General features: G+C 56.5%; 18 protein-coding genes. All 18 read right to left on the bottom strand.

Features of this window, described 5'->3' with window-relative positions:
- Positions 1 to 168 precede the first annotated feature (168 nt).
- Entirely contained in the window at positions 169 to 1,554 is a 1,386-nt protein-coding gene (gene wcaM / locus DVA43_RS02785; protein ID WP_114314515.1) for a colanic acid biosynthesis protein WcaM, read from the bottom strand.
- A 13-nt stretch (positions 1,555 to 1,567) separates the two neighbouring features.
- Positions 1,568 to 2,788, bottom strand: a complete 1,221-nt coding sequence (wcaL, locus tag DVA43_RS02780; RefSeq protein ID WP_114314514.1) for a colanic acid biosynthesis glycosyltransferase WcaL — start codon at positions 2,786 to 2,788, stop codon at positions 1,568 to 1,570.
- Positions 2,785 to 4,065, bottom strand: a complete 1,281-nt coding sequence (wcaK, locus tag DVA43_RS02775; protein ID WP_114314513.1) for a colanic acid biosynthesis pyruvyl transferase WcaK — start codon at positions 4,063 to 4,065, stop codon at positions 2,785 to 2,787. Before wcaK ends, wcaL begins: the two co-directional genes overlap by 4 nt.
- A 50-nt stretch (positions 4,066 to 4,115) precedes the next feature.
- Positions 4,116 to 5,594: a colanic acid undecaprenyl disphosphate flippase WzxC gene (gene wzxC, locus DVA43_RS02770; RefSeq protein WP_114314512.1), complete on the bottom strand. Its 1,479-nt coding sequence runs from the start codon at positions 5,592 to 5,594 to the stop codon at positions 4,116 to 4,118.
- A 1-nt stretch (position 5,595) separates the two neighbouring features.
- Positions 5,596 to 6,990, bottom strand: a complete 1,395-nt coding sequence (gene wcaJ / locus DVA43_RS02765; protein ID WP_103825086.1) for an undecaprenyl-phosphate glucose phosphotransferase — start codon at positions 6,988 to 6,990, stop codon at positions 5,596 to 5,598.
- 49 nt (positions 6,991 to 7,039) lie between these two features.
- Positions 7,040 to 8,410, bottom strand: coding sequence for a colanic acid biosynthesis phosphomannomutase CpsG (gene cpsG, locus DVA43_RS02760; RefSeq protein ID WP_103825085.1), 1,371 nt, complete (start codon positions 8,408 to 8,410; stop codon positions 7,040 to 7,042).
- Positions 8,411 to 8,526: 116 nt separating this feature from the next.
- Positions 8,527 to 9,963, bottom strand: a complete 1,437-nt coding sequence (gene cpsB, locus DVA43_RS02755; protein WP_114314511.1) for a mannose-1-phosphate guanyltransferase — start codon at positions 9,961 to 9,963, stop codon at positions 8,527 to 8,529.
- Positions 9,964 to 9,966: 3 nt separating this feature from the next.
- The gene (gene wcaI, locus DVA43_RS02750; protein ID WP_114314510.1) at positions 9,967 to 11,190 is read right to left on the bottom strand and encodes a colanic acid biosynthesis fucosyltransferase WcaI; all 1,224 of its coding nucleotides are present in this window, start codon (positions 11,188 to 11,190) and stop codon (positions 9,967 to 9,969) included.
- Positions 11,187 to 11,660 carry a GDP-mannose mannosyl hydrolase gene (locus tag DVA43_RS02745; protein WP_114314509.1) on the bottom strand — a complete coding sequence of 158 codons (474 nt, stop codon included), beginning with the start codon at positions 11,658 to 11,660 and terminating at the stop codon, positions 11,187 to 11,189. The genes wcaI and DVA43_RS02745 overlap by 4 nt, the downstream gene beginning before the upstream one ends.
- A gap of 2 nt (positions 11,661 to 11,662) precedes the next feature.
- Positions 11,663 to 12,628, bottom strand: coding sequence for a GDP-L-fucose synthase (locus DVA43_RS02740; protein WP_114314508.1), 966 nt, complete (start codon positions 12,626 to 12,628; stop codon positions 11,663 to 11,665).
- Between the two features lie 2 nt (positions 12,629 to 12,630).
- The gene (gene gmd, locus DVA43_RS02735) at positions 12,631 to 13,752 is read right to left on the bottom strand and encodes a GDP-mannose 4,6-dehydratase (RefSeq protein ID WP_103180220.1); all 1,122 of its coding nucleotides are present in this window, start codon (positions 13,750 to 13,752) and stop codon (positions 12,631 to 12,633) included.
- A gap of 27 nt (positions 13,753 to 13,779) precedes the next feature.
- Entirely contained in the window at positions 13,780 to 14,328 is a 549-nt protein-coding gene (gene wcaF / locus DVA43_RS02730; RefSeq protein ID WP_114314507.1) for a colanic acid biosynthesis acetyltransferase WcaF, read from the bottom strand.
- A gap of 15 nt (positions 14,329 to 14,343) precedes the next feature.
- Positions 14,344 to 15,090 (bottom strand): colanic acid biosynthesis glycosyltransferase WcaE, encoded by a 747-nt coding sequence (wcaE, locus tag DVA43_RS02725; RefSeq protein WP_114314506.1) that lies wholly within the window; start codon positions 15,088 to 15,090, stop codon positions 14,344 to 14,346.
- 11 nt (positions 15,091 to 15,101) lie between these two features.
- Entirely contained in the window at positions 15,102 to 16,322 is a 1,221-nt protein-coding gene (wcaD, locus tag DVA43_RS02720) for a colanic acid polymerase WcaD (protein ID WP_114314505.1), read from the bottom strand.
- Positions 16,297 to 17,514 (bottom strand): colanic acid biosynthesis glycosyltransferase WcaC, encoded by a 1,218-nt coding sequence (gene wcaC, locus DVA43_RS02715; protein ID WP_114314504.1) that lies wholly within the window; start codon positions 17,512 to 17,514, stop codon positions 16,297 to 16,299. The genes wcaD and wcaC overlap by 26 nt, the downstream gene beginning before the upstream one ends.
- Positions 17,511 to 17,999, bottom strand: coding sequence for a colanic acid biosynthesis acetyltransferase WcaB (gene wcaB, locus DVA43_RS02710; RefSeq protein ID WP_103181109.1), 489 nt, complete (start codon positions 17,997 to 17,999; stop codon positions 17,511 to 17,513). Before wcaB ends, wcaC begins: the two co-directional genes overlap by 4 nt.
- 2 nt (positions 18,000 to 18,001) lie before the next feature.
- Positions 18,002 to 18,841: a colanic acid biosynthesis glycosyltransferase WcaA gene (gene wcaA / locus DVA43_RS02705; protein ID WP_114317059.1), complete on the bottom strand. Its 840-nt coding sequence runs from the start codon at positions 18,839 to 18,841 to the stop codon at positions 18,002 to 18,004.
- A gap of 20 nt (positions 18,842 to 18,861) precedes the next feature.
- Positions 18,862 to 21,024 carry a tyrosine-protein kinase Wzc gene (wzc, locus tag DVA43_RS02700; protein ID WP_114314503.1) on the bottom strand — a complete coding sequence of 721 codons (2,163 nt, stop codon included), beginning with the start codon at positions 21,022 to 21,024 and terminating at the stop codon, positions 18,862 to 18,864.
- Position 21,025 lies beyond the last annotated feature (1 nt).

Raw genomic sequence — 21,025 nt, 5'->3', positions numbered from 1 at the left:
CCTTAAAATGGTTGCCGAATTATAGCCCTTTAGCCTGGTTTCGCCAGCACGAATTGCTACAAATCTGGAGATGATGTTACGCAATTACAGCGTAAATTCCAGCAGATGCAATCCGAATACTCGCCCTTTAATTCCAGGAATCCTCGCAAAATGTTGTCTGGTTAATATTTAGCGCTTCGGCAGGTTAAAATTCAGCCGTTCCGTATTGATCGTATGATGGTCAATTCGGTCGATATCGACCGAACTTTGTCCTTTTTCATTAACCGCGTTAATGTTCGCCAGCGAAAGCAGCGTCTCGTCTCGCGCCATAAATTTCCCACGCACATCTTTACGCAGATCGAAATTCAGCTTAAGGGCTGGGCCCCTGTCTGCATCCTGCATCACGTTGATATTGCGCATAAAAAGATGCTGAGGTTTATTATGGAACTCCAGAGAGGCGCGCTTCATTTCAAGGTTGGTGAGGGCCACGAACGAGGTTTTATTGCCGGAGGAGATCTGTATTCCGCGCAACTTTCGTGCAAGTTTCTGGTTATCCAGATGAATATTGTTGAGGCGAAAATTCTGCGGTATCGATAAATAGTCGCCTTTAATCACGCCGTAGCCAATTAACATCCCGGCGCTATCGGTCATCTCAACATTATCGATGACAAAATTATCGCAGCCATATATCGCAACCGTTGCGTTATCAATACCAGCTTTCTTACTGAAGTCCGGGGTGATATTGCGGGCCTTAACATTACGAATGATAAAGTGTTTGCCGTTTTCAACATGCACCAGCTGGCGACAATTGCTCCCGGTAATATTGGCCACCACGAAGTTCTTTACCGTCTGGTCTTCAGGGTAGTTGTTGTCGTAGGTACTGCCCGCCAGACCGATGCCGATACCCCAGTTAATTTTCCCGTTGGTGCAGTCGATATGGTCGATCACGTGGTCTGAGATGAGGATGTTTTTGTCATTAATCGCCACGTTCCATTCGATGGCGTCACCCTGCAGGTAGCTGAAATGACAGTTGGTAATCTTTACGCCATCCATCTGGTTATGAAACCCCTGGCGCAGGATCGCATAGTTGGCTTTAGTGACCCGCAGGTTGTCGATCAGCAGATTACGCATCACCCGCTTTTGTTTACCGCCAATGTAAATCTGGGTCACCGGGCCATATCCGCTCATCGCCAGGCCCTGGATCACGCAGTCAGAACCGCGCACGTCGAGGGTAATGTTTTCGCTGCGTCCCTTCCCCTCTCCGATTACCTTGCTGCCATCCTGCAATACCAGCCGCCCGCGGCCATTGCCGGTCATCGCACCGAGAATACGCAGGGTTTTGCCCTCCGGAATAAAAATGGCGGCGTTGATGTTTTCGCAGGTGACGTCCGCAGGTACCACGACGGTATCACCCTCGGTAAAGGCCTTCTTAAATGCGGCAATGCCGTCACGAAGGTCATACCGGCTGATCTCCACCGTGACAGCGTTTTTGGCGGCCCGAACGCCGACCAGCGGCGCGGCCGCCAGCACGGAACAGGCGGTGACAAACGCGCGTCGCGTCATCTCTTTCGGCATATCGCCTCCCTTTTTAAAGCGTCTGTAGCAGAGTGGCTAACTGCCGGTTGATCAGGTGTTGATTAAAATCGGTCTCCACTTTCCGCCGCGCATTGTGCAGCACGGGCGAGAGCGCATGGTCATCCAGCGCGGCGAAGCGCTCCAGCTGCGTGGCCAGTGCCTCCGGGTTATTCTCCTCCACCAGCCAGCCGGAATGGCCTGGTTCGATCAGTTCCGGAATACCGCTATGCACCGTGGAAACGACCGGTATGCCTACTGCCATGGCTTCCATCAGCGCCACCGGGATCCCTTCCATATCGCCATCCGTGCCGGTGACTGACGGGAGCAAAAAGAGGTCGGCAGCATCCAGCATGGCTTTAACCTCATGGCTGGGCTTGAACCCCGGCATCTCGACATACGCCTCCAGCTCATACTGTTCGATCAGGGTACGCAGACGACGTTCCCAGGGGCCAATACCGAGAATGCGATAGTGAAAATCCACTCCGCGCGCTTTCAGCTGGCGGCAGGCTTCGATCGCCACGTGCAGCCCTTTTTTCTCGGTCAAACGCGCCACGGAGATGATCTGCAGCGGGCTTCCCGGTGCCTTGACAGGACGTTGGGTAAAGCGCTGCATATCCACGCCCATGCGTGAGACGGTAATTTTCTCGGGCGGGCAGCCCATATTTTTGAGACGTCCGGCCCAGAGATCGCTTATCGGCAGCATCATATCGCCGCGCTGAAACAGGCGTTGATACTCAGGGGTATAGTGCGCCAATACCTCCCGGCTGGAGATATCGATCCCGTGAAAGACGGTAGCGATTTTCCCCTCAATAACGCCCAACTCGCGCAGCTTGGCCGCCGTGACGCCTGCCGGGCCGAAGTGGGCGATAAACACATCCGCACGCCAGGGACGCAGCGTCTGGCCGCAAATGGCGGAGAGGATCAGGTTGCGCGACTCGGCGCCATAGCGGGAGACGTTCAGCGCCTTCCATGTGCCGGGACGGTGCAGCCCGCGCAGAGTCTGGCGGGCGCGGTAGCGCAGTTTCGCAAGCCGGCCCTGCGGCTCATCCTGTAACCAGCGGGTTTTGCTGGCCAGGTCGTACTGCGTCCATGCGGCGTGGGTATTTTGCGTGTCGCCCTTTTGCAGGGCGACGATCTCCACGTCATAACCCATATCAATAAACGCGGTGATCTGGTTCAGCACAAAGGTTTCGGACGAGAGCGGGAATTTCAGTAAGAAGAAACCAACCTTCATTTGCCCTCCCCGACCCGATCCAGCACCGATTTCACCATTTTGATGCCGTTTTCACGTTCAGCTTTCACCGCTACCGCCAGGCGTTCGTTGATGGCGGGCAGCTGGCCCAGGGTGTCACCCACCATCGCGCCAAGGGAGCCATCCAGCAGATGGCGAATATCCACCGCCATCTCAGGCATACCCAGCTGCTGCATGATCCCGGCGGACTTGTGTTCGTAGTTAATGGCGATTGCTGGCGTACCGAAGTTCATCGAAATGATCGCCGAATGCAGACGTGTGCCTACGGTCAGATCGCACGCCCCCAGCAGCTTGCCCATCTCCAGATCGTTAAGTTCGTCCATCACTACGTGGTAGCGGGACGGATCGCTGACGTGCTGGCGCAGGTTGAGCGCCACCATGCGGTCATCTTTGTTATAGCTGTCGATCCCGGTACAGGTGGAGAGCGCCAGCACCTGATAGCCGCTGTCCAGCACCCGGTTAACCACCTCGGCAAAGGCTTTCTCATAGGCCGCCTGAGTGGTGCCCAGACGCTTATCAAACGGGGCCAGCTCACGCAGAGTGATGGCGACAGTCTTCTGCTGCGCCGCCACGTTCAGCCAATGCTGCACGGCATAGCTGGGGGTGAAATTCGCTTCCTGATGATCCACCAGCCAGGCGGTATCCACTCCTTGCTCTACCTTGCTTGTGTCGATCTCGCTGCGCTGCATCAGATTCAGGCTCACCGACTCGCGCAGGATCAGCGCGTCACAGTGACCAAATACGTAGTTCGCCAGCTGGTTGAACTGGGGATCCTGGAACGGTCCGACGCTGTGGCCGACCATAAACAGCGGCTTTTTCGCCATAAAGGTGCAGAGCGCATGCTCGAACTGCGGCACGCCGTAGAGATCAACGAAGAAGGATCCCCCCACCTGGATGATGGCATCGTAGCCGGAGAGCAGGCGGACAAAATCGGTAAAGCCCTGGGCGATGGCGATGTTGCGCAGCTTACCGGTGTCGGTCACCCGTGACAGCAGGACCTGATGCTGATAGCGACGGCGCAGCACCTTTTTCACGCGGCCCATCATGCCCGCGGCGCTGTTATGCTGCTTCATCTGGCTGTAGAGCGGATCGCCCATCACCGGGCGGTTCAGCAGCCAGGAGGAGCTGACCGGGTAACGGCTCATCACATCCACTTCTGTCTCCGGAGACAGGGCGTAAATCGCATCAAGCAGGCCGCGCAGAATGGCGCTGTCACCACGGTTGCCACAGGTATGGTTGCCCAGAATCAATAATTTCATAATAACCTCTTAAAAAATTCCCCTCCCCAGCGGAGAGGGGGAGGAAATAATTAACCTGCGCGAAGCAGCGTTTTCATCTTTTCGTTGCGGCAGAACTGGCGCTTGATCTCCACCACCAGCGCGTTCCGCGACAGCACAATCATCACCGCGAAGGCCAGGGCGCCCGCGGCGACCTGCACCGCCAGCAACGCCGCCAGCGGCAGATGGCCTTTCAGGGCCAGCCCTAAGCCATAGCTCACCGCCAGCGTTGGCAGTGAGAGGTAAAACGGCAGCCACAGGCTCAGGATGTACTGGCGATAGCTGGAGCCCAGCACTGGCTTAATCATCACGAAGTAGCTCAGGATGGTGTTGACGATCTGCACCAGCAGGAAGCCCAGCGTGACGCCCATCGCGCCGGCCAGATGGCCGCCAATAACGATCGCCGGAATAAACAGGAAAGTTTTGAATACGTTGAATTTAAAGCTGATGTCGACGCGGGCTTTTGCCATCAGCAGCGATCCAATCGGGTTGCCGACGGAGCGCAACAGCCCCACCACACACAGCAGTTGCAGGATCGGCACAATGCTCAGCCACTTCTCACCAAACACCAGGGGCACCAGATTGCCGGAGACCACCATCAGCCCCAGCAGCGTCGGGAAGTTAATGATCCCCACCACCGACAGTAGCTTGTAGAAGTTGAGCCTGAGCTTGTCGGTATCGTCCTGAATTTTAGCGAACGCCGGGAACAGCACGCGGGTGATGATCGGGTTGAGCTTCATCGGCGGCACCACCGCCACGTTGTACGCCAGGTTATAGCCACCCGCCACGCTGGCGCCGAGAATACGCGCCAGTACCAGGGTAGAGAGGTTGGTATTCACATAGTTGATGATGCTGTCGGCGGTCAGCCAGGCGCCGAAGCGCAGGTTGGATGACACCGATGCGAGTGAGAAGTGGAAGCCCGGACGGTAGATCTTGCGCCCGAAGTAGCCAAACAGCAGCGTGCGCACGGCAGAGTTAACCAGATACCCGAGGATGGCGGTTAACGCCCACGGCCAGAAATGGGCGCTGATCACGGTAAAGGTAAATCCGGCCAGCACCGAGCTGGTCTCGATCATGCCGATCTTGCTGAACTCAAGCTCCTTTTGCATCAGCGCGCGAAACTGCTGTCCGTGGGGGATCACCACAAACGCGAACGACAGCGTACGCATCAGCGGCGCCAGCTCCGGGTTGTTCAGCGCCAGGGCAATGGCATCGCTCAGCAGGAACAGCGCCACGAACACCAGGATGCCGAGGCCGACGTTCAGCCAGTAGAGGGTGGTCAGCTCCAGCTGGCTAAACTCTTTGCGCTGAATAATGGAGTTGGCGATGCCGAAATCTGACAGCGTATCAGCGAGGGCGATAATCACCAGCGAGACGGTCAACAGGCCAAACTGGTGATTATCAATAATGCGCGCCAGCACCGTCATCTGCACCAGCCCAAGGCCGATGATGATCACCGTGGCGATAGCCGACCACTTTGCCCCGCTAAGGGTTTTTTCACGTAAGCTCATGTCAGTACGCCGCTTTGTTCACGAAGCCCTTGAAGACGGTCAGGAAAACGATTTTGATATCGAACCAGAGGCTCCACTCGCGGATGTACTCCAGGTCGAACTCAATGCGTTTTTCCATCTTCTCCAGGGTGTCAGTTTCGCCGCGCCAGCCGTTGATCTGCGCCCAGCCGGTGATCCCCGGCTTCACCTTGTGGCGCAGCATGTAACCTTCGATAAGCTGACGATACTGCTCGTTATGGGCCACCGCATGCGGGCGTGGGCCGACAATGGACATGCCACCGGTAAACACATTGATAAACTGCGGCAGTTCATCAAGCGAGGTGCGGCGCAGGAAGTTACCCACGCGGGTGACGCGCGGGTCGTTTTGCGTTGCCTGGGTCACTACCTCGTCGTTCTCCATCACCTTCATGGAGCGGAATTTCCACACCATGATCGGCTTACCGTCCATGCCGTAGCGGGTCTGGCGGAAGATCACCGGCCCCTTTGAGGTGAGCTTCACCGCCAGCGCAATGGCGCACAGCACCGGGGAGATCAGCAGCAGGATCAGGGATGAAAGAACGATGTCCTCCACGCGCTTGAGCACCCGGTTGAGCCCGGAGAGCGGCGTGTCATACAGGGGCACCACCGGCACGCCGTTCACCTCTTCGATACGGGAATGCAGGATGTTAAAGGTGAACACGTCCGGGATGAGGATCACCGAGCAGGTGGTATCCGCCAGCTTACGCATCAGGGTTTTGATACGGGCCTCGTCGCTCATCGGCATGGCGATATAGACGTTATGAATTTTGCCTGCTTTGGCATCGTCAATCAGTTGAGAATAGTTCCCGGCCCAGTCAGCGGATACGCCGCCAGGCTGCGCGTCGTGATAAACGCCCACCACGTCAAAGCCCAGCCATGGCTCTTTGCGAAAACCGTCAAGCAGTGCCAGCCCGGCCGGCAGGCTCCCGGCCACCGCCACCCGGCGGGTGTTGTAGCCGCGGTTACGCAGCCAGCCCGCGCCAAAGCGAATAAGCGAGCGGCAGACTACCATCCCCACGCTGGTTAACAGATACCAGGCGAAATAGGTGGCAAAGCGATTATCAAAGTCATTATTGAAGGCCACCAGCCCGAAGCTGAAGACCAGGCTTAAGGTCCAGTTCTGCAACAGCAGCAGTAGCTCGGTGGCGATCTTGACGCCCCGCCATGAGCGGTAGAAGTCGGTCATCCCGCCGATCATCTGGAAGACCACCAGCGCGATCAGCGCCATCAGCAGATGCATGTAGAGGAACGGCAGCCCGCTGATTTTACACACCATCCACAACCCACCGAACATGATGGTGATATCAGAAAAACGCTGCACCATAGAGATTAACGATGCATTCGTTTTGGCTCGCTCGCGCTTTTTTAGATTTGTCATCGTTGTTCCTGTTTCAGGGCCCCCTCCCCCAACGGGAGAGGGGGAAAGGTTACTGATTCAACAGCGCCATAATGTCCTGTGTTCGCGCCGCCATCAGCGCCGCATCGGCACGGGATTCCACGTTCAGGCGCACCACCGGCTCGGTGTTCGACGAGCGCAGGTTGAAGCGCCACTGCGGGAAGGTCATGCTAATACCGTCGGTACGGTCGATCTCCAGCGCGTGCAGGGCAAAGTGGTGCTCCACGCGGGCAATCGCCTCGGCAGGTGCCGCCAGCGTGCTGTTGATCTCCCCGCTCGCCGGGAAGGCCGCCATGCGGTCGCGCACCAGTTCACCCAGCGACTGGCCCTTCAGGCACAGCAGCTCGGTCACCAGCAACCACGGGATCATCCCGCTGTCGCAGTAGGCAAAATCGCGGAAGTAGTGATGGGCGCTCATCTCGCCGCCATAAATCGCGTCTTCTTCGCGCATCCGCTCTTTGATAAAGGCGTGACCGGTTTTGGACATCACCGGCGTGCCGCCTGCTGCGGAGACCACATCCACCGTATTCCAGGAGAGGCGCGGGTCATGAATAATGCGCGAGCCAGGGTTTTTCTCGAGGAAGGCTTCCGCCAGCAGGCCGACGATATAGTAGCCCTCGATAAACTGCCCCTTTTCGTCGAACAGGAAGCAGCGGTCGAAGTCGCCGTCAAAGGCGATGCCCATATCGGCACCGTGCTCGATCACCGCGTTGCGGGTATCGTCGCGGCACTCCGGCAGCAGCGGGTTTGGAATACCGTTCGGGAAGGTACCGTCCGGGGTGTTGTGCACTTTGACGAAGGTGACCGGCACGTTCAGTTCTTTAAAGCGCGCTTCCAGGGCATCCACCACCGGGCCTGCGGCGCCGTTGCCGGAGTTGATGACCAGCTTCAGCGGTTTGAGGTTCGCCACATTGATGTAGCCCAGCAGGTGATCGATGTAAGCATCACGCAGATCGATTTTCTTATAGCTACCGCGCGTTGACTCGTTCACTGGTGGGAAGTCGTTGGCTTCCGCCAGACGCTGTACGTCGCGCAGGCCGGTATCGCCGCTGATCGGGCGCGCACCCTCGCGCACCAGCTTCATGCCGTTATAGTCCATCGGGTTATGGCTGGCGGTCACTTCGATCCCGCCGTCCACGCCTAAATGGAAGGTGGCAAAATAGATCTCTTCGGTGCCGGAAAGGCCGATATCCAGCACATCCACGCCCGCGTCCTGCAACCCTTTAGCCAGCGCCAGCTTTAACGCTTCGCTGGTCAAACGCACGTCGCCGCCCAGCACGATGGTTTTCGGCTTTAAATATTCGCCGTACGCGCGGCCAATGCGCCACGCAATGTCCTCATTCAGCTCTTCGCCGAGCTTGCCGCGAATGTCGTAGGCTTTAAAACAGGTTAACTTTTGCATCATTACCCCTTTTTCAGGCAACAGTTGGCCCGACCCGGAGAGGGCCAATTTAATTTTTTATTTCGTCTATTTCGTAGGCCGGATAAGCGAAGCGCCATCCGGCATTTCAGGCCGCGCTATACGCGCCCGTAACGGTCTTCAAATCGGACGATATCGTCCTCTTCCAGATACGATCCGGAGCGCACTTCAATCAGATCGAGAGGGATTTTCCCTGGGTTTTCCAGGCAGTGCGTCGCCCCCAGCGGGATATAAATCGATTCGTTTTCACCGAGCAGGGTCTCAACATTGTCGATAGTGACTTTGGCGGTACCTGCCACCACTACCCAGTGTTCCGCCCGGTGATGATGCATCTGCACCGACAGCCCCTCGCCCGGTTTAACGGTGATACGTTTCACCTGATAACGGTCACCTTCATCGATGGAGTCATATTTGCCCCACGGACGATAGACTTCGCGGTGAATGTGGTGCTCATGGCGGCCATCGGCCTTGATCTGCTCCACCACTTTTTTGACGTCCTGCACCGCGTTGCGATCGGCAATCAGCACCGCGTCTTTGGTCTGTACCACAACCAGATCTTTAACGCCGACGGTGGTGACCAGGCCCGATTCGGCATAGACATAACTGTTCTCGGTTTTATGGCTGATCACATCCCCGTGATGAACGTTACCTTCCGGCGTGTGGGCGCTGATCTCCCACAGTGAGGACCAGGAGCCGACGTCGCTCCAGCCCGCATCCATCGGCACCACCACCGCATCGGCGGTGCGTTCCATTACCGCGTAATCCACCGACTCCTCCGGGCAGGCTAGGAACGCGGCTTCGTCCACGCGGATAAAGTCCAGATCCGGGTCGACAGTCGCCATTGCGCGTTCGCAGGCTTCCAGGATGTCCGGGCGATACTTTTGCAGCTCTTCCAGATAGCGTCCGGCGCGGAACAGGAACATACCGCTGTTCCAGTAGTACTCGCCGCTGGCGACGTAGGCCTGAGCGGTTTCCAGATTCGGTTTCTCAACGAACTGCGCGACGTCAAAGGCCAGGCTGTCGCCCTCCCCTGGCGTGAAGTTGCCGCGACGGATATAGCCATAGCCGGTCTCCGGCAGGTCCGGCACGATGCCGAAAGTCACCAGCTTGCCGCTTTCGGCATAAGGGATGGCGGCACGCACCGCATCGCGGAACGCCTCTTCCTGCTGGATGACGTGATCCGCCGCCAGCACCAGCATCAGCGGATCGCAATCGGGACTGCTGCGCTTCGCCGCCAGCGCGGCGAGGGCGATGGCCGGGGCGGTGTTGCGTCCGGCCGGTTCAAGAATGATGTTTTCGGTCAGCTTGTTCAGTTGACGCAGCTGCTCGGCGACGATAAAGCGGTGCTGTTCATTACAGATCACCACCGGGCTTTCGCAATCTACGCCATTAAGACGGTTTACCGTGGTCTGCAGCATGGTGAGCTCCCCTTTCAGGCAGAGGAACTGTTTTGGATAGAGCACGCGGGAGAGTGGCCATAACCGGCTACCTGAGCCACCCGCCATCACAACCGGGTACAACGTATTCTTATTCATGATTTATCCCCGAATATCTGCAATAAACTGGTTCAGCACGTTCTCTTTCTCGAGCGTGCGTTCGGCATAGTCACGCGCGATCGCGTTCTCTTTGGGCATATTCAGCGCCTGTTCGATCCCGGCCACAAGGGCGGGTACCGACTCCGGCTCGACGCACACCGCGATCCCTGGCTGGGTGTCGCACAGCTGGCCCAGCTCGGTATGGGCTTCGGCGGTGATCACCGCATTTCCGCCCACCGCCAGAATGTTGGTCAGCTTGGAGGGCAGAACGGCATCCGCCGCGCCGCGCTTTTGTACGACCAGATGACAATCGGCCATCTTCAGCAGCGCCGGTAAGGCCTCGTAGGGCTGCAGCGGCAGGAAAGTGATGTTCTGCAGGCCGCGCTCCTGGGCCAACTTTTGCAGCCGCGCTTTGCCACCGCCCTGGCCGACAATCACAAACTGCCAGGGCTGGTCGCGGAGCTGTTCAGCGGCATCAATAACGTTCTCAAGCCCCTGCTTCTCACCGATGTTGCCGGAATAGAGAATGATTTTTTTGGCTTCTGGCAGACCCAGCTGCTCGCGCAGGGCCGAGGCCTCAACAGCAGTCACGTCGCGAAAACGCGCCACTTCCGACCAGTTTGGAAAGAAGATCACCTTCTCCGCCGCCACGCCCTTCTCCTGCGCTTTGTTCATCATCGAGCGGGAGATGGTCGAGACGTAATCGACGTTATGCAGGCTGCTACGCTCGAAGGCGCTGGCCAGTTTCGCCACTTTGCCGCCCTTGCCTTTCCCGGCCATTCCCAGGCCCAGCATGGCATCCACTTCGTAATCCTGAATGTGCAGCAGGGTGCGGGCGCCTGAGAGCTTGCCCAGCAGGCGCATACCTGGGGTACAAAACAGGGTCGGCACCACGCCAATAATGCGATCCGGCTTCCAGCGACGTTGCGCCATCAGCGGGAAGAAACTGCTCAGGGCAAAGCTGCCCAGATGAATCAAACGCTTTAAGGTCGAGGGCTGCTTTGGCACGTATAGCGGACAGCGCCAGACGGTCGCGGCCCCCTCTTCGCGGCGGTAGCGCCAGCTGGAATAGTGTTCGTCCACCTGCCACTCCGGATAATAAGGCGGTGCGGTAATGACCCGCACCTCATGGCCCTGGCGGGCCATCCACTCCACCATCTCGCCGGTGTACTTACCGATCCCGGTCAGCTCCGGCGAGTAGTTAATGCCGTATACGAGAATTTTCATAAGCCCGGCACTCCGGCCTGCTTCAGAAAATAGGCCCGGCTGTTGTCATGGACGTTATCGCTTGCCAGCAGCGCGTCGGGCGTCAGCCAGCGATAGTCGTCATGCTGCGCATCAGGCAGATGCAGCTCTGCCTGATTCACCTTCAGGCGAAAACCGAGCACCACATAGTGGGTGGTGAAATCGGTGCCGGAAAAGTTGTCGTCATAGAAGTGCTGCCAGACCCCGTAGAACTGCCCTGCCGTCATCGGCAGACGGAGCCCCAGCTCCGCCTGCGACAGACGCGCAAAGGCATTTTCCAGCGTCTCATCTTTCTGCACCCGCCCACCCGGCACGAACCAGTAGCCCTGTGCCGGACGATTGGTGCGCTGTCCGAGCAGGAACTCGCCACGCTCGTTCTCTACAATCAAATCGATGGAGATAAGCGGCGTGGAACGCACTACCGTGGCAAAATCTTCCTGACTTAAAAACATAGTTACCCCCGGAAGCGGTGCTGATTTTCCAGGAACCACTGGTAGGTGCTGGCCAGCCCCTGGGCCAGCGTCACCTCGTGGAACCAGCCCAGCTGGTGCAGACGGGTCACGTCCAGCAGCTTGCGCGGGGTGCCGTCAGGTTTAGTGGCATCGAAGGCCACGCGGCCTTTGTACCCCACCACCTGCGCGATGGTTTCAGCCAGTTCACGGATGGTGCAGTCCACCCCGGTGCCGACGTTGATGTGCGACAGCATCGGCTCGGTGTTCTCCTGCCACACCTCACGGGCCAGCTCCATCACATGTATGCTGGCGGCAGCCATATCATCCACGTGGAGGAATTCGCGCATCGGCGTGCCGCTGCCCCACACCACCACTTCCGGTGCGTTGCTGACGGTAGCTTCATGGAACCGGCGCAGCAGCGCCGGGATCACATGGGAGTTGCTTGGGTGGAAGTTATCGTTCGGGCCGTACAGGTTGGTCGGCATCACCGAACGATAGTCGCGACCGTACTGGCGGTTGTAGGACTCGCACAGCTTGATCCCGGCAATCTTGGCAATCGCGTAGGGCTCGTTAGTTGCCTCCAGCGTGCCCTGCAGCAGCTCGCTCTCGGCGATCGGCTGTTTCGCCATCTTCGGATAGATACAGGAGGATCCGAGGAACAGCAGCTTATTCACGTTGTGCAGGTGCGCCGCGTGAATAATGTTGCTCTCGATCATCATGTTCTCGTAGATGAAATCCGCCGGGTAGGTATTGTTGGCGACAATCCCCCCCACTTTCGCCGCCGCCAGATAGACCTGGTCGATGCGCTGTTCAGCAAAGAAAGCCTCAACTGCTTGCGCATCCAGCAGGTTAAGCTCGTCGCGGGTGCGCAGCACCAGCTCGACGTTGCCACGCTGCTCCAGCTGGCGAACAATCGCCGAACCCACCATCCCGCGATGTCCGGCAACAAAAATACGTTGTTTGGTCATTCTCAGGACTCCAGCGCGATGGCAACCTCGTAGCCGTGGGATTTAAGCAAGGAGTGTTTTTTCGCCGCTTCGAGATCTTTTGCCACCATCTCGGAGACCATCTCCTGCAGCGTGGTTTCTGGTTTCCAGCCCAGTTTTTCGTGCGCTTTGGTCGGGTCGCCCAGCAGGGTTTCTACCTCGGCAGGACGGAAGTAGCGCGGGTCAACTTCCACAATCACATCGCCCGGCTGTACGCCCGGTGCGTCGTGGCCGGTTACGGAGACCACAATCCCTTTCTCGTCTACGCCGGTGCCTTCGAAGCGCAGCTTGATGCCCAGCTGGGCAGCAGCCATCTCAACGAACTGACGCACGGAGTACTGCACGCCGGTGGCGATAACGAAGTCTTCCGGTTTTTCCTGCTGCAGCATCATCCACTGCATTTTTACGTAGTCTTTGGCATGGCCCCAGTCGCGAAGGGAGTCCATATTGCCGAGGTGGAGCTTCTTCTCCAGACCCTGAGCGATGTTGGCGATCGCGCGGGTGATCTTACGGGTCACAAAGGTCTCGCCACGGCGCGGAGACTCGTGGTTGAACAGGATGCCGTTGCAGGCGTACATGCCGTAGGATTCACGGTAGTTAACGGTGATCCAGTAGGCGTACATTTTTGCCACCGCATACGGAGAGCGCGGGTAGAACGGCGTTGTCTCTTTCTGCGGGATCTCCTGCACCAGGCCGTAGAGCTCGGAAGTGGAGGCCTGATAGAAACGGGTCTTCTTCTCAAGACCGAGGAAACGAATCGCTTCCAGCAGACGCAGGGTACCGATGGCGTCAACGTCAGCGGTGTATTCCGGGGATTCGAAGGAGACGGCCACGTGGCTCATCGCGCCCAGGTTATAGACTTCATCCGGCTGGACTTCCTGCAGAATACGGGTCAGGTTGGAGGTATCGGTCAGATCGCCGTAGTGCAGATGGAATTTCGGGTTCGCCGCGTGCGGATCCTGATAGATATGATCCACGCGCTCGGTGTTAAAAGAGGAGGCACGACGTTTGATTCCGTGCACTTCGTAGCCTTTTTCCAGCAGGAGTTCCGCCAGATAAGAACCATCCTGTCCGGTTACGCCGGTGATGAGAGCGACTTTAGACATGTTTATTTTCTCCAGACTTATCAGAAGTTATTCAGTTTCAACGCGTTCGCGTATCACCACTGCGGGATTGCCACGGCAAAGCCTGTTTGCCGGTAGCGACTTAAAAACACTGCTGCGCGCACCAATAACGGTGCCATTGCCAATGGAGACGCCGGGGGCGACAAATACGTCGGTCGCCAGCCAGCATTTCTCGCCAATGGTGATTGGCTGCGCATTAATATCAAAATGTTGACTCATATAATCGTGGCTGCCGGTACAGAGGTAGCATTTCTGAGATACCACTGCATTCGCGCCAATCGAAATTTCACCCAGCGTATATAACACCGCGTCGTCACCAACCCAGGCGTTATCCCCGAGACTTAATTTCCATGGGTAAGTAATTTTTACCGACGGGCGAATCACTACGTTTTTTCCGATTTTTGCACCGAAGCTGCGTAATAAAAATGCGCGCCAGCGATACATAATTTGTGGGGACCAGGCAAATAATGTCGCCTGTACCGCCCACCATAACTGCACCTTAATCCCCCCTGCGCCACGAAATCCTTTTGGCACAGAGAAGCCGCTTAATTCCTGCATACTTTTTCCTTATATTCAGACTTTGTTATATAAGGCTTTGGTTTTACCCGTGGTTTTAAGACGTAATAAATAAGATAATTCCGCCCATACACCCGGCACGCGTAATATGTCGCGTTGCACCTTGCGGGCATCCTGGCATAATTCCAGATTATTCGACGTTGACACGCCGCCCATCGAAAATTCAGAAACCAGACCAGGCAGACGTTTAAAAGGATATCCGGCTTTATACAGCCGAGCGGCCAGAGCGTAATCCGATGAAACGCGGTACTGCAGATCGTACGGGTACGTTTTTAACCCGCTCATCGGAAAGAAAATCGCCTGATGGCTGGCCGGCAGGCTGTGATAAATGTACCAGCCCGGTTTCGCCGTACGGCGCACTTTATTTCCATCACCGAAATCAAGTAACGCATCGCCCATATACATAGCGTTATCCTGGACTCGAACGAGTTGACGGACAAACTGCGCTACGTCGTCATGAAAAATATCGCCGGAATTAAGGAAGATGGCATAGCGCCCCTGCGCCATATCGATACCTTTATTCATGGCATCGTAGATACCGCGATCTTTCTCGCTGATGTAGCGTAAGTTATACTCACCATTCAGTTTTTCGAGGAATTCTGCGGTGCCGTCGTTCGAACCACCATCCACCACAATCCATTCAAAGTTGAGGCTGGGATCGCCTGCCAGATTGCGCAGCGACTGCCAGGTTTTTACCACGCCCTCGTAGTTACGAAAGGCGACAGTAATAACGCTTAGTAACATAAACCACCTCGTTATGAATGCGTAATATTAAGCGCTTTGCGCAAAATAAACGGGCATACAATCAAAAATGCATACTCTGGGCTAAATATTGACCCGGTAAAAAACAGCGATACTGGCGTAAAGAGATAAAGCTGTACGCGAAAATTCTGATTATCACCAAAGGCGCTGATCATCATTTTAAAAACTTTAAACAGATACCACGCCGTTAATAATACTGCGAACCATGAAAAATAAATAATCAGCAGATACAAGCCATTGTCTATTGTTTTTCCGACGTCCGCACCGTTAAAGATTCCGAATGATGCGACATATTCATAAAGTGAGCCAAATCTGACTACACCGTCAATATGGGTTAAAGAGTACCCCACCATCACCAGCGGACCGATAATACGGTAATAAGAGGATGACCCTTCGGTGCCCAAATCACCCAGACGTTCGGAAATATACGGGAAGGCAAATACCACCCCGACTAAAAAGACGGACAATGAAATGATCGCTAAAGGTAACTTTTTCTTGATCGCCTCTTTATTCAGATACTGGAACGCCCACTCCAGAAGGTAAAACAGAATAAATGTCATCACCCCGGAGAACGATCCTGACAGAACAATTCCTGCAAGAATCATAGCATCGCTCTTAGGCGTTTTGATACCAAACTGTTTGATGCTGAGCCAAATTGAGATTAACGCCAGAGCGAAGAATGCCGGTTCAAAATAGAGCGCTGTGGTACGCTTGCCGCCAAATTTAATGAAATTCAGTACATAGCTATTACTGTAAATAAGATATTTCGAAATTATTTCCATCAGGCTACTGCCGCCGGTCAGAATAATTTGCGCCATCTCCAGTGCGGCGAGGGTGACAATGATTCCAATGACCAGATAAAAGAACCTGAGGATCTTCCGATAATTGTGCGGCGAGACCGTTTTAAAGCGAATACTCCACACCATGCCAATAATGATGACGATATAGACAAACAGCATGGTGGAAGTAACGTATTTACTGGCATCCAGCGACTGACCAAAAATGTAGTTGAAGGCCGTCAGCCCCGCCCCCAGCCCCAGCGCTATCATCAGCTTTTTCACGCTGATTTTGTCGACAAACAGTAACAGCAGCAGCGGTAAAAAGGTCACGATGGTGATGGGGAAGCTCTCACCCAGCTGGGCAATTTTGACGTTGACCAGCAGGTAGATGAGCGGCAGCAGCAGATAGCTACAGATTCTGATAGAACGAGACATACTCCTCCAGCATCTGTTGTCCACTGTAGGCCTGGCGGCTGCGGGTGCGGAATGCCTTAAGGGAGGTGCCAAATACCGCCTGGGCGATATCCGCTTTCGCTAACTGCACCAGAGGCAGCACTTCCTCTTCGCTGAAGGTTTTGCCCCCCGATTTTTCCAGTACTTCCCGCGCGGCGTCGCTGTGGGTGGCGATCACCGGCACCCCGATGGAGAGCGCTTCGCACAGGATCAGCGGGTAGTTATCCACCCGGGAGCTGAACACCAGCGCATCCATCCCGTTCAGGGCGCTCATCAGTTTGCGTTTGTCGGTTTCGAAGCCGTGGTTCACCACGTTCGGCCCTTCAAACGGCGAGAATTTGCCGAAGGTGTGCAGCTCGATCTTGTCGCCGAGCGCCATCATGTTGCGCACCAGCTGCTGGTTGGTTTTGCCGTCGTAGCGCAGATCGTGCGCGACCACGGCAATTTTCGGCTTGCCGGCGGTGACAGCGACCGGGGTCAGCTCTGCCAGAATCGCCTCTGTCGCCACGTCGATACCGTTGTTGATGATCCGACAGCGCCCTGCCCCGTACAGGCTGTTAAAGGCGTCGGCCACATGCTGGCTGGGAGAGATGAACTGACAGCCGAGCGCCAGCATGTCGCGGAACAGCTGACGTTTGACATCCACCAGTTTATGGGCGCGATCCACCTTCACCGGCGGATAGTTGCTGAGCGTCGGGCATTTCTGACAGTTCGTTTTCCAGCCTTCGCAGCCGTCGGTAAAGGCGCAGCGGCCAGTGACGCTCCAGTGATCGTGCAGGGTCCAGACGAACGTGGTGTCGGGTTTGTGCGCCTGCACCTTCTGGCAAAACGCCACGACCTCTTCCAGTTTCAGCCAGTAGCTGTGCAGGACGTGAAAATGGAGCACTACCGGGCCCGGGGTGCGGGTCACGGTGCGATACAGGCTGTTGAGGTTGCCGAACAGATCGCGGTTAAACAGACGGAACAGGGCAATATTGGCCACTGAGGTCAGGCGCGGGGTGTGTTTCACCACCTGCGGATAGCGGTCGTGGCTGACGCTTTTCTTGCCGCCCTTGCCGTAACCGTAGATAAAGCGCGACTTAAGTCCTTTTTGCAGCGCGCGCTGATGCAGATCCAGCGCCACCCCTGCCGCCCCGCCTTCGGCGAGACGAACGTTAAATTGCAGAATGTTCATTTGATCACCTTCACGCGGGCCTTCTCGCCCACCACCAGCGCGTTGTCGGGGATGCTGTCCAGCACTACGCTTCCCGCCCCCACGGTGACGTTATTACCGACAGTGATATCACCGATCATCACCACGTTGGCGCCCAGCTCAACGTTATTGCCGATGACCGGACAGGCCAGGCTGTCCGGGCCGCGGTTACCGAGGGTCACACCGTGACGGATGGTAAAATCATCCCCGGCGACCACGAATTTATTGATCACCACGGCATAGCCGTGGTGAATGGTGAAGCGGCGGCCGATGGTGGCCGCGGCCTGGATTTCGTAGCCGAAAATGCACTCGGTGATGAGGCGGTAAAGCACCAGAACCGGTGCCGCCCATAGATTGTTGAGGACGTTTTTTTTGCGCCACACCGAGCAAAAATGGGCCACCCGATAAGCCAGCACCATGCAGCAGGGGCGCAGGCTCCAGCTGTTTGCGCGACAATCTTCCAGCACCATTATTTCCCCCGCAGTCCGTCGGCCAGACGCTTACCGTTACGGACCGAAATCAGCGTCAACAGGGTGCGCCAGTTCATCCGCTTATTGCGGATCTGATACAGCGTAAAGAGCTGATACTTGCGGCTGGCGCGGTCGAACTTGTCCCGGTGCTTGCGGTAGAAGTGGAAGTAGCCGGAGAATTTTTTCGGCGACGAGGTGATCTGCATTTCACCATGATTGATGTGCAGGATCTGGGTGGCTTCTTCTACCTTCCACGGCTCGCCATACTCCACCACCATCCGCAGGAAGATGTCGTAATCCTGGGCGGCGGCAAGCGACGTATCGAACAGGCACTCCTTAAAGCGCCACGCCCAGGTAAAGACCTGATTGCCGATGATGTTGCGCTTGTAGAACAGCTGGCGGGAGTACGGCGATTTTGGGTACAACGGCAGGCTGGCGGGCTGAGAGTAGACCTCCCCCTCGCAAACATAGTCGTTGGCATACAAAAAGGCGTGGGTCACCAGGTGGTGCTGATGCGCCAGGAAGGTCGACAGCCGGTTTGGCGTCCACTCGTCGTCATCGTCAATACCGGTCAGATACTGACCGGATGCCTGCAGAATAGCCTGATTGCGGACCGCGCAGGCGCCGGAGTTAATGGGGTTATGGGTGTAGATCACCCGCGGGTCGTCCAGGTCAGTGACAAACTTCTGGAGCTGCTCGTACGAGGAGGAGCAGTCATCAACGATGATCAATTCCCAGTGGTCATAATCCTGGCGCAATACCGATTTTATCGCACGGATCGCCAGCTGCTGACGGTTCCATGTCGGCATATAAATGGAAATCAAAGGACGTGGTGTCATGGTGTTCCCCGAATGGCTCATTACTTGCTGTCCGACTTATATTCGTACTCGTAATACCCGTAATCCTGATACCCGGTGGCGCGGCGGAAGATGGAGTTGAGGATCACCCCTTTCACCGGAATGCCGTTCTGCTCGAAGCGGCTGAGGCTGGTTTCCACCTCTTTCAGGGTGTTCACCGCGTAGCGCGCCACCATCAGCGTGGTGCCCGCATGGCGACCGACAATTGCCGCATCCGTTACTGCGAGGATTGGCGGGGTGTCGATCAGCACCAGGTCATAGTTTTCACTGGCCCACTTCACCAATTGAGTAAAGCGTTCGCTCATCAGCAGTTCCGACGGGTTCGGCGGCACCTGTCCGCGCGTGATCAGGTCAAAGTTAGGGATGGAGGTCGGCTTCGCGCACTGGCTGATATCGCCCTTGCCCAGCAGAATGTCCGACAGACCGTTAACGTTATTCGTGCCCAGCAGCTCGTGGGTGTAGCCCTTTCGCATATCGCAGTCGATCAGCAGCACGCGTTTGTTGGTCTGGCTGACTACCGCCGCCAGGTTGGCGCAGACAAAGGTTTTACCGATCGACGGGCTGACCCCGGTAAGCATCAGTACGTTGTTGCTGGCCTGCATCATGGCGAAGTGCAAACTGGTGCGCAGGCTGCGGATAGCTTCGATAGCCAGATCCGTTGGGTTACCGACTGCCAGCAGCTGGCTCTGTTTGTAGCGTTTGACGCCATTGGTGGTTTTGACGCTGTCGCGCGACTTCTGCCACTCCGACAGCGGGATGCTGGCGTAGACGTTGATGCCGTGCTCCTCCAGCACCTGCGGGCTTTCGATCCCACGGTTAAACAGGGAGCGCAGCAGCACGCCGACGATGGAGAGCATCAGACCGAGAATAATGCTGCCGAGAATAATCAGCGCCTTCTTCGGCTTCAGCACGCCCGGCTGGGTGATGGCCGGGTCGACAATCCGCACATCGCCAACGGTGCTCGCCTCGGTGATCTTCAGCTCCTGCTGTTTGTTCAGCAGCTGCATATAGACCTGCTGGCCAGACTCCACGTCGCGGGTCAGACGCAGGATCTCCTGCTGAGTCTTTGGCATCGCGGTGACGCGGTTATTGAGCTTGGCTTTTTCCTCTTCCAGCGTCTGGCGTTTTTCCAGCAGCGTACGGTAGGCCGGATGGCGTTTCGTGTAGAGTTTGGAAATTTCCGCCTCTTTAAAGGTCAGCTCGTTGAGCTGGGCGTCGATATTGACCATCGAATCCAGCACCGACTTCGCTTCGAGCGGCAGGTCGACGGAGTCTTTATCCTGACGGAAAGCGTTGAGCTTGTTCTCGGCCTGATCCAGATGGGCGCGCACTTCCGGGAGCTGTTTCGCGAGGAAGTCGAGGCTTTTTGACGCCTCTTCCGACTTACGCTTCACGTTCTGCGCCTGGTAGTTGCGGGTAATGCTGTTGAGAATGTCGCGGATCTTGTCCTTATCCTCGCCGGTAAAGGTCAGTCTCAGCACCCCGGTATCCTTTCCGGTTTCGGTGACCGACAGGTTGCCCTGCAGGTTATTGATCATCCCGAGCATTGAGAATTTGCTGACGGTGAACTCGCTGCCGCTCTGGGCATGGATGTCGCTGACCATCATGCTCACGCCATCTTTATTCAGCATCTCCCCCACCTTGCCGCGGGCGCTAAACCCGGCGTCGCTGGTAAGCTGATACTGGTCTTTCCCCAGCACCTCGAGGGTAAACTCCTGGCTGGCGCCCCCGGCAGGAAGCTGGAAGGTGGTCACTTTAACCGTGTCATTCTGACGGCCCATCAACCGGTCCCAGCCCGCACCAAACACCGGGAAGGTGTTTTTAGTGACGCCGATATCGAGGTCCAGATCGTCCACGGTTTTTCCCAGCACAAGGCGGGACTGGATCAGCTCAATTTCCGCCTGCGAGGCGGGCGGCTTGTTTGCCAGCGCCGATCCAATGTCCTGTACCAGGGAATTGCCGGTGTTTTGCTCTATTTGTACCAGCGCGTCGGCGCTGTAGATCGGGGTGGCAAAAAAGGTGTAAATCACCGCCGCAACGGCAAAGAGCGCGGTGATGCCAATCACCCACCAGCGCGCCTCGACCACGGTCCCGATCAGACGACCAATATCAATTTCATCACTGCCCGCGCTCGGGGCGGCAGAAGGTTTTACGTTTGCTGTCATT

Source organism: Leclercia sp. W6, assembly GCF_003336345.1.
GTDB lineage: Bacteria > Pseudomonadota > Gammaproteobacteria > Enterobacterales > Enterobacteriaceae > Enterobacter.
Note: the sequence above shows the minus strand (reverse complement) of the source record. Positions and strands in the feature narration are given on the sequence as shown.

Excerpts from the sequence above, each read along its gene's own strand:
- wcaM (WP_114314515.1), bottom strand. The coding sequence starts at position 1,554 with ATGCCGAAAGAGATGACGCGACGCGCGTTTGTCACCGCCTGTTCCGTG.
- wcaL (WP_114314514.1), bottom strand. The coding sequence starts at position 2,788 with ATGAAGGTTGGTTTCTTCTTACTGAAATTCCCGCTCTCGTCCGAAACC.
- wcaK (WP_114314513.1), bottom strand. The coding sequence starts at position 4,065 with ATGAAATTATTGATTCTGGGCAACCATACCTGTGGCAACCGTGGTGAC.
- wzxC (WP_114314512.1), bottom strand. The coding sequence starts at position 5,594 with ATGAGCTTACGTGAAAAAACCCTTAGCGGGGCAAAGTGGTCGGCTATC.
- wcaJ (WP_103825086.1), bottom strand. The coding sequence starts at position 6,990 with ATGACAAATCTAAAAAAGCGCGAGCGAGCCAAAACGAATGCATCGTTA.
- cpsG (WP_103825085.1), bottom strand. The coding sequence starts at position 8,410 with ATGCAAAAGTTAACCTGTTTTAAAGCCTACGACATTCGCGGCAAGCTC.
- cpsB (WP_114314511.1), bottom strand. The coding sequence starts at position 9,963 with ATGAATAAGAATACGTTGTACCCGGTTGTGATGGCGGGTGGCTCAGGT.
- wcaI (WP_114314510.1), bottom strand. The coding sequence starts at position 11,190 with ATGAAAATTCTCGTATACGGCATTAACTACTCGCCGGAGCTGACCGGG.
- DVA43_RS02745 (WP_114314509.1), bottom strand. The coding sequence starts at position 11,660 with ATGTTTTTAAGTCAGGAAGATTTTGCCACGGTAGTGCGTTCCACGCCG.
- DVA43_RS02740 (WP_114314508.1), bottom strand. The coding sequence starts at position 12,628 with ATGACCAAACAACGTATTTTTGTTGCCGGACATCGCGGGATGGTGGGT.
- gmd (WP_103180220.1), bottom strand. The coding sequence starts at position 13,752 with ATGTCTAAAGTCGCTCTCATCACCGGCGTAACCGGACAGGATGGTTCT.
- wcaF (WP_114314507.1), bottom strand. The coding sequence starts at position 14,328 with ATGCAGGAATTAAGCGGCTTCTCTGTGCCAAAAGGATTTCGTGGCGCA.
- wcaE (WP_114314506.1), bottom strand. The coding sequence starts at position 15,090 with ATGTTACTAAGCGTTATTACTGTCGCCTTTCGTAACTACGAGGGCGTG.
- wcaD (WP_114314505.1), bottom strand. The coding sequence starts at position 16,322 with ATGTCTCGTTCTATCAGAATCTGTAGCTATCTGCTGCTGCCGCTCATC.
- wcaC (WP_114314504.1), bottom strand. The coding sequence starts at position 17,514 with ATGAACATTCTGCAATTTAACGTTCGTCTCGCCGAAGGCGGGGCGGCA.
- wcaA (WP_114317059.1), bottom strand. The coding sequence starts at position 18,841 with ATGACACCACGTCCTTTGATTTCCATTTATATGCCGACATGGAACCGT.
- wzc (WP_114314503.1), bottom strand. The coding sequence starts at position 21,024 with ATGACAGCAAACGTAAAACCTTCTGCCGCCCCGAGCGCGGGCAGTGAT.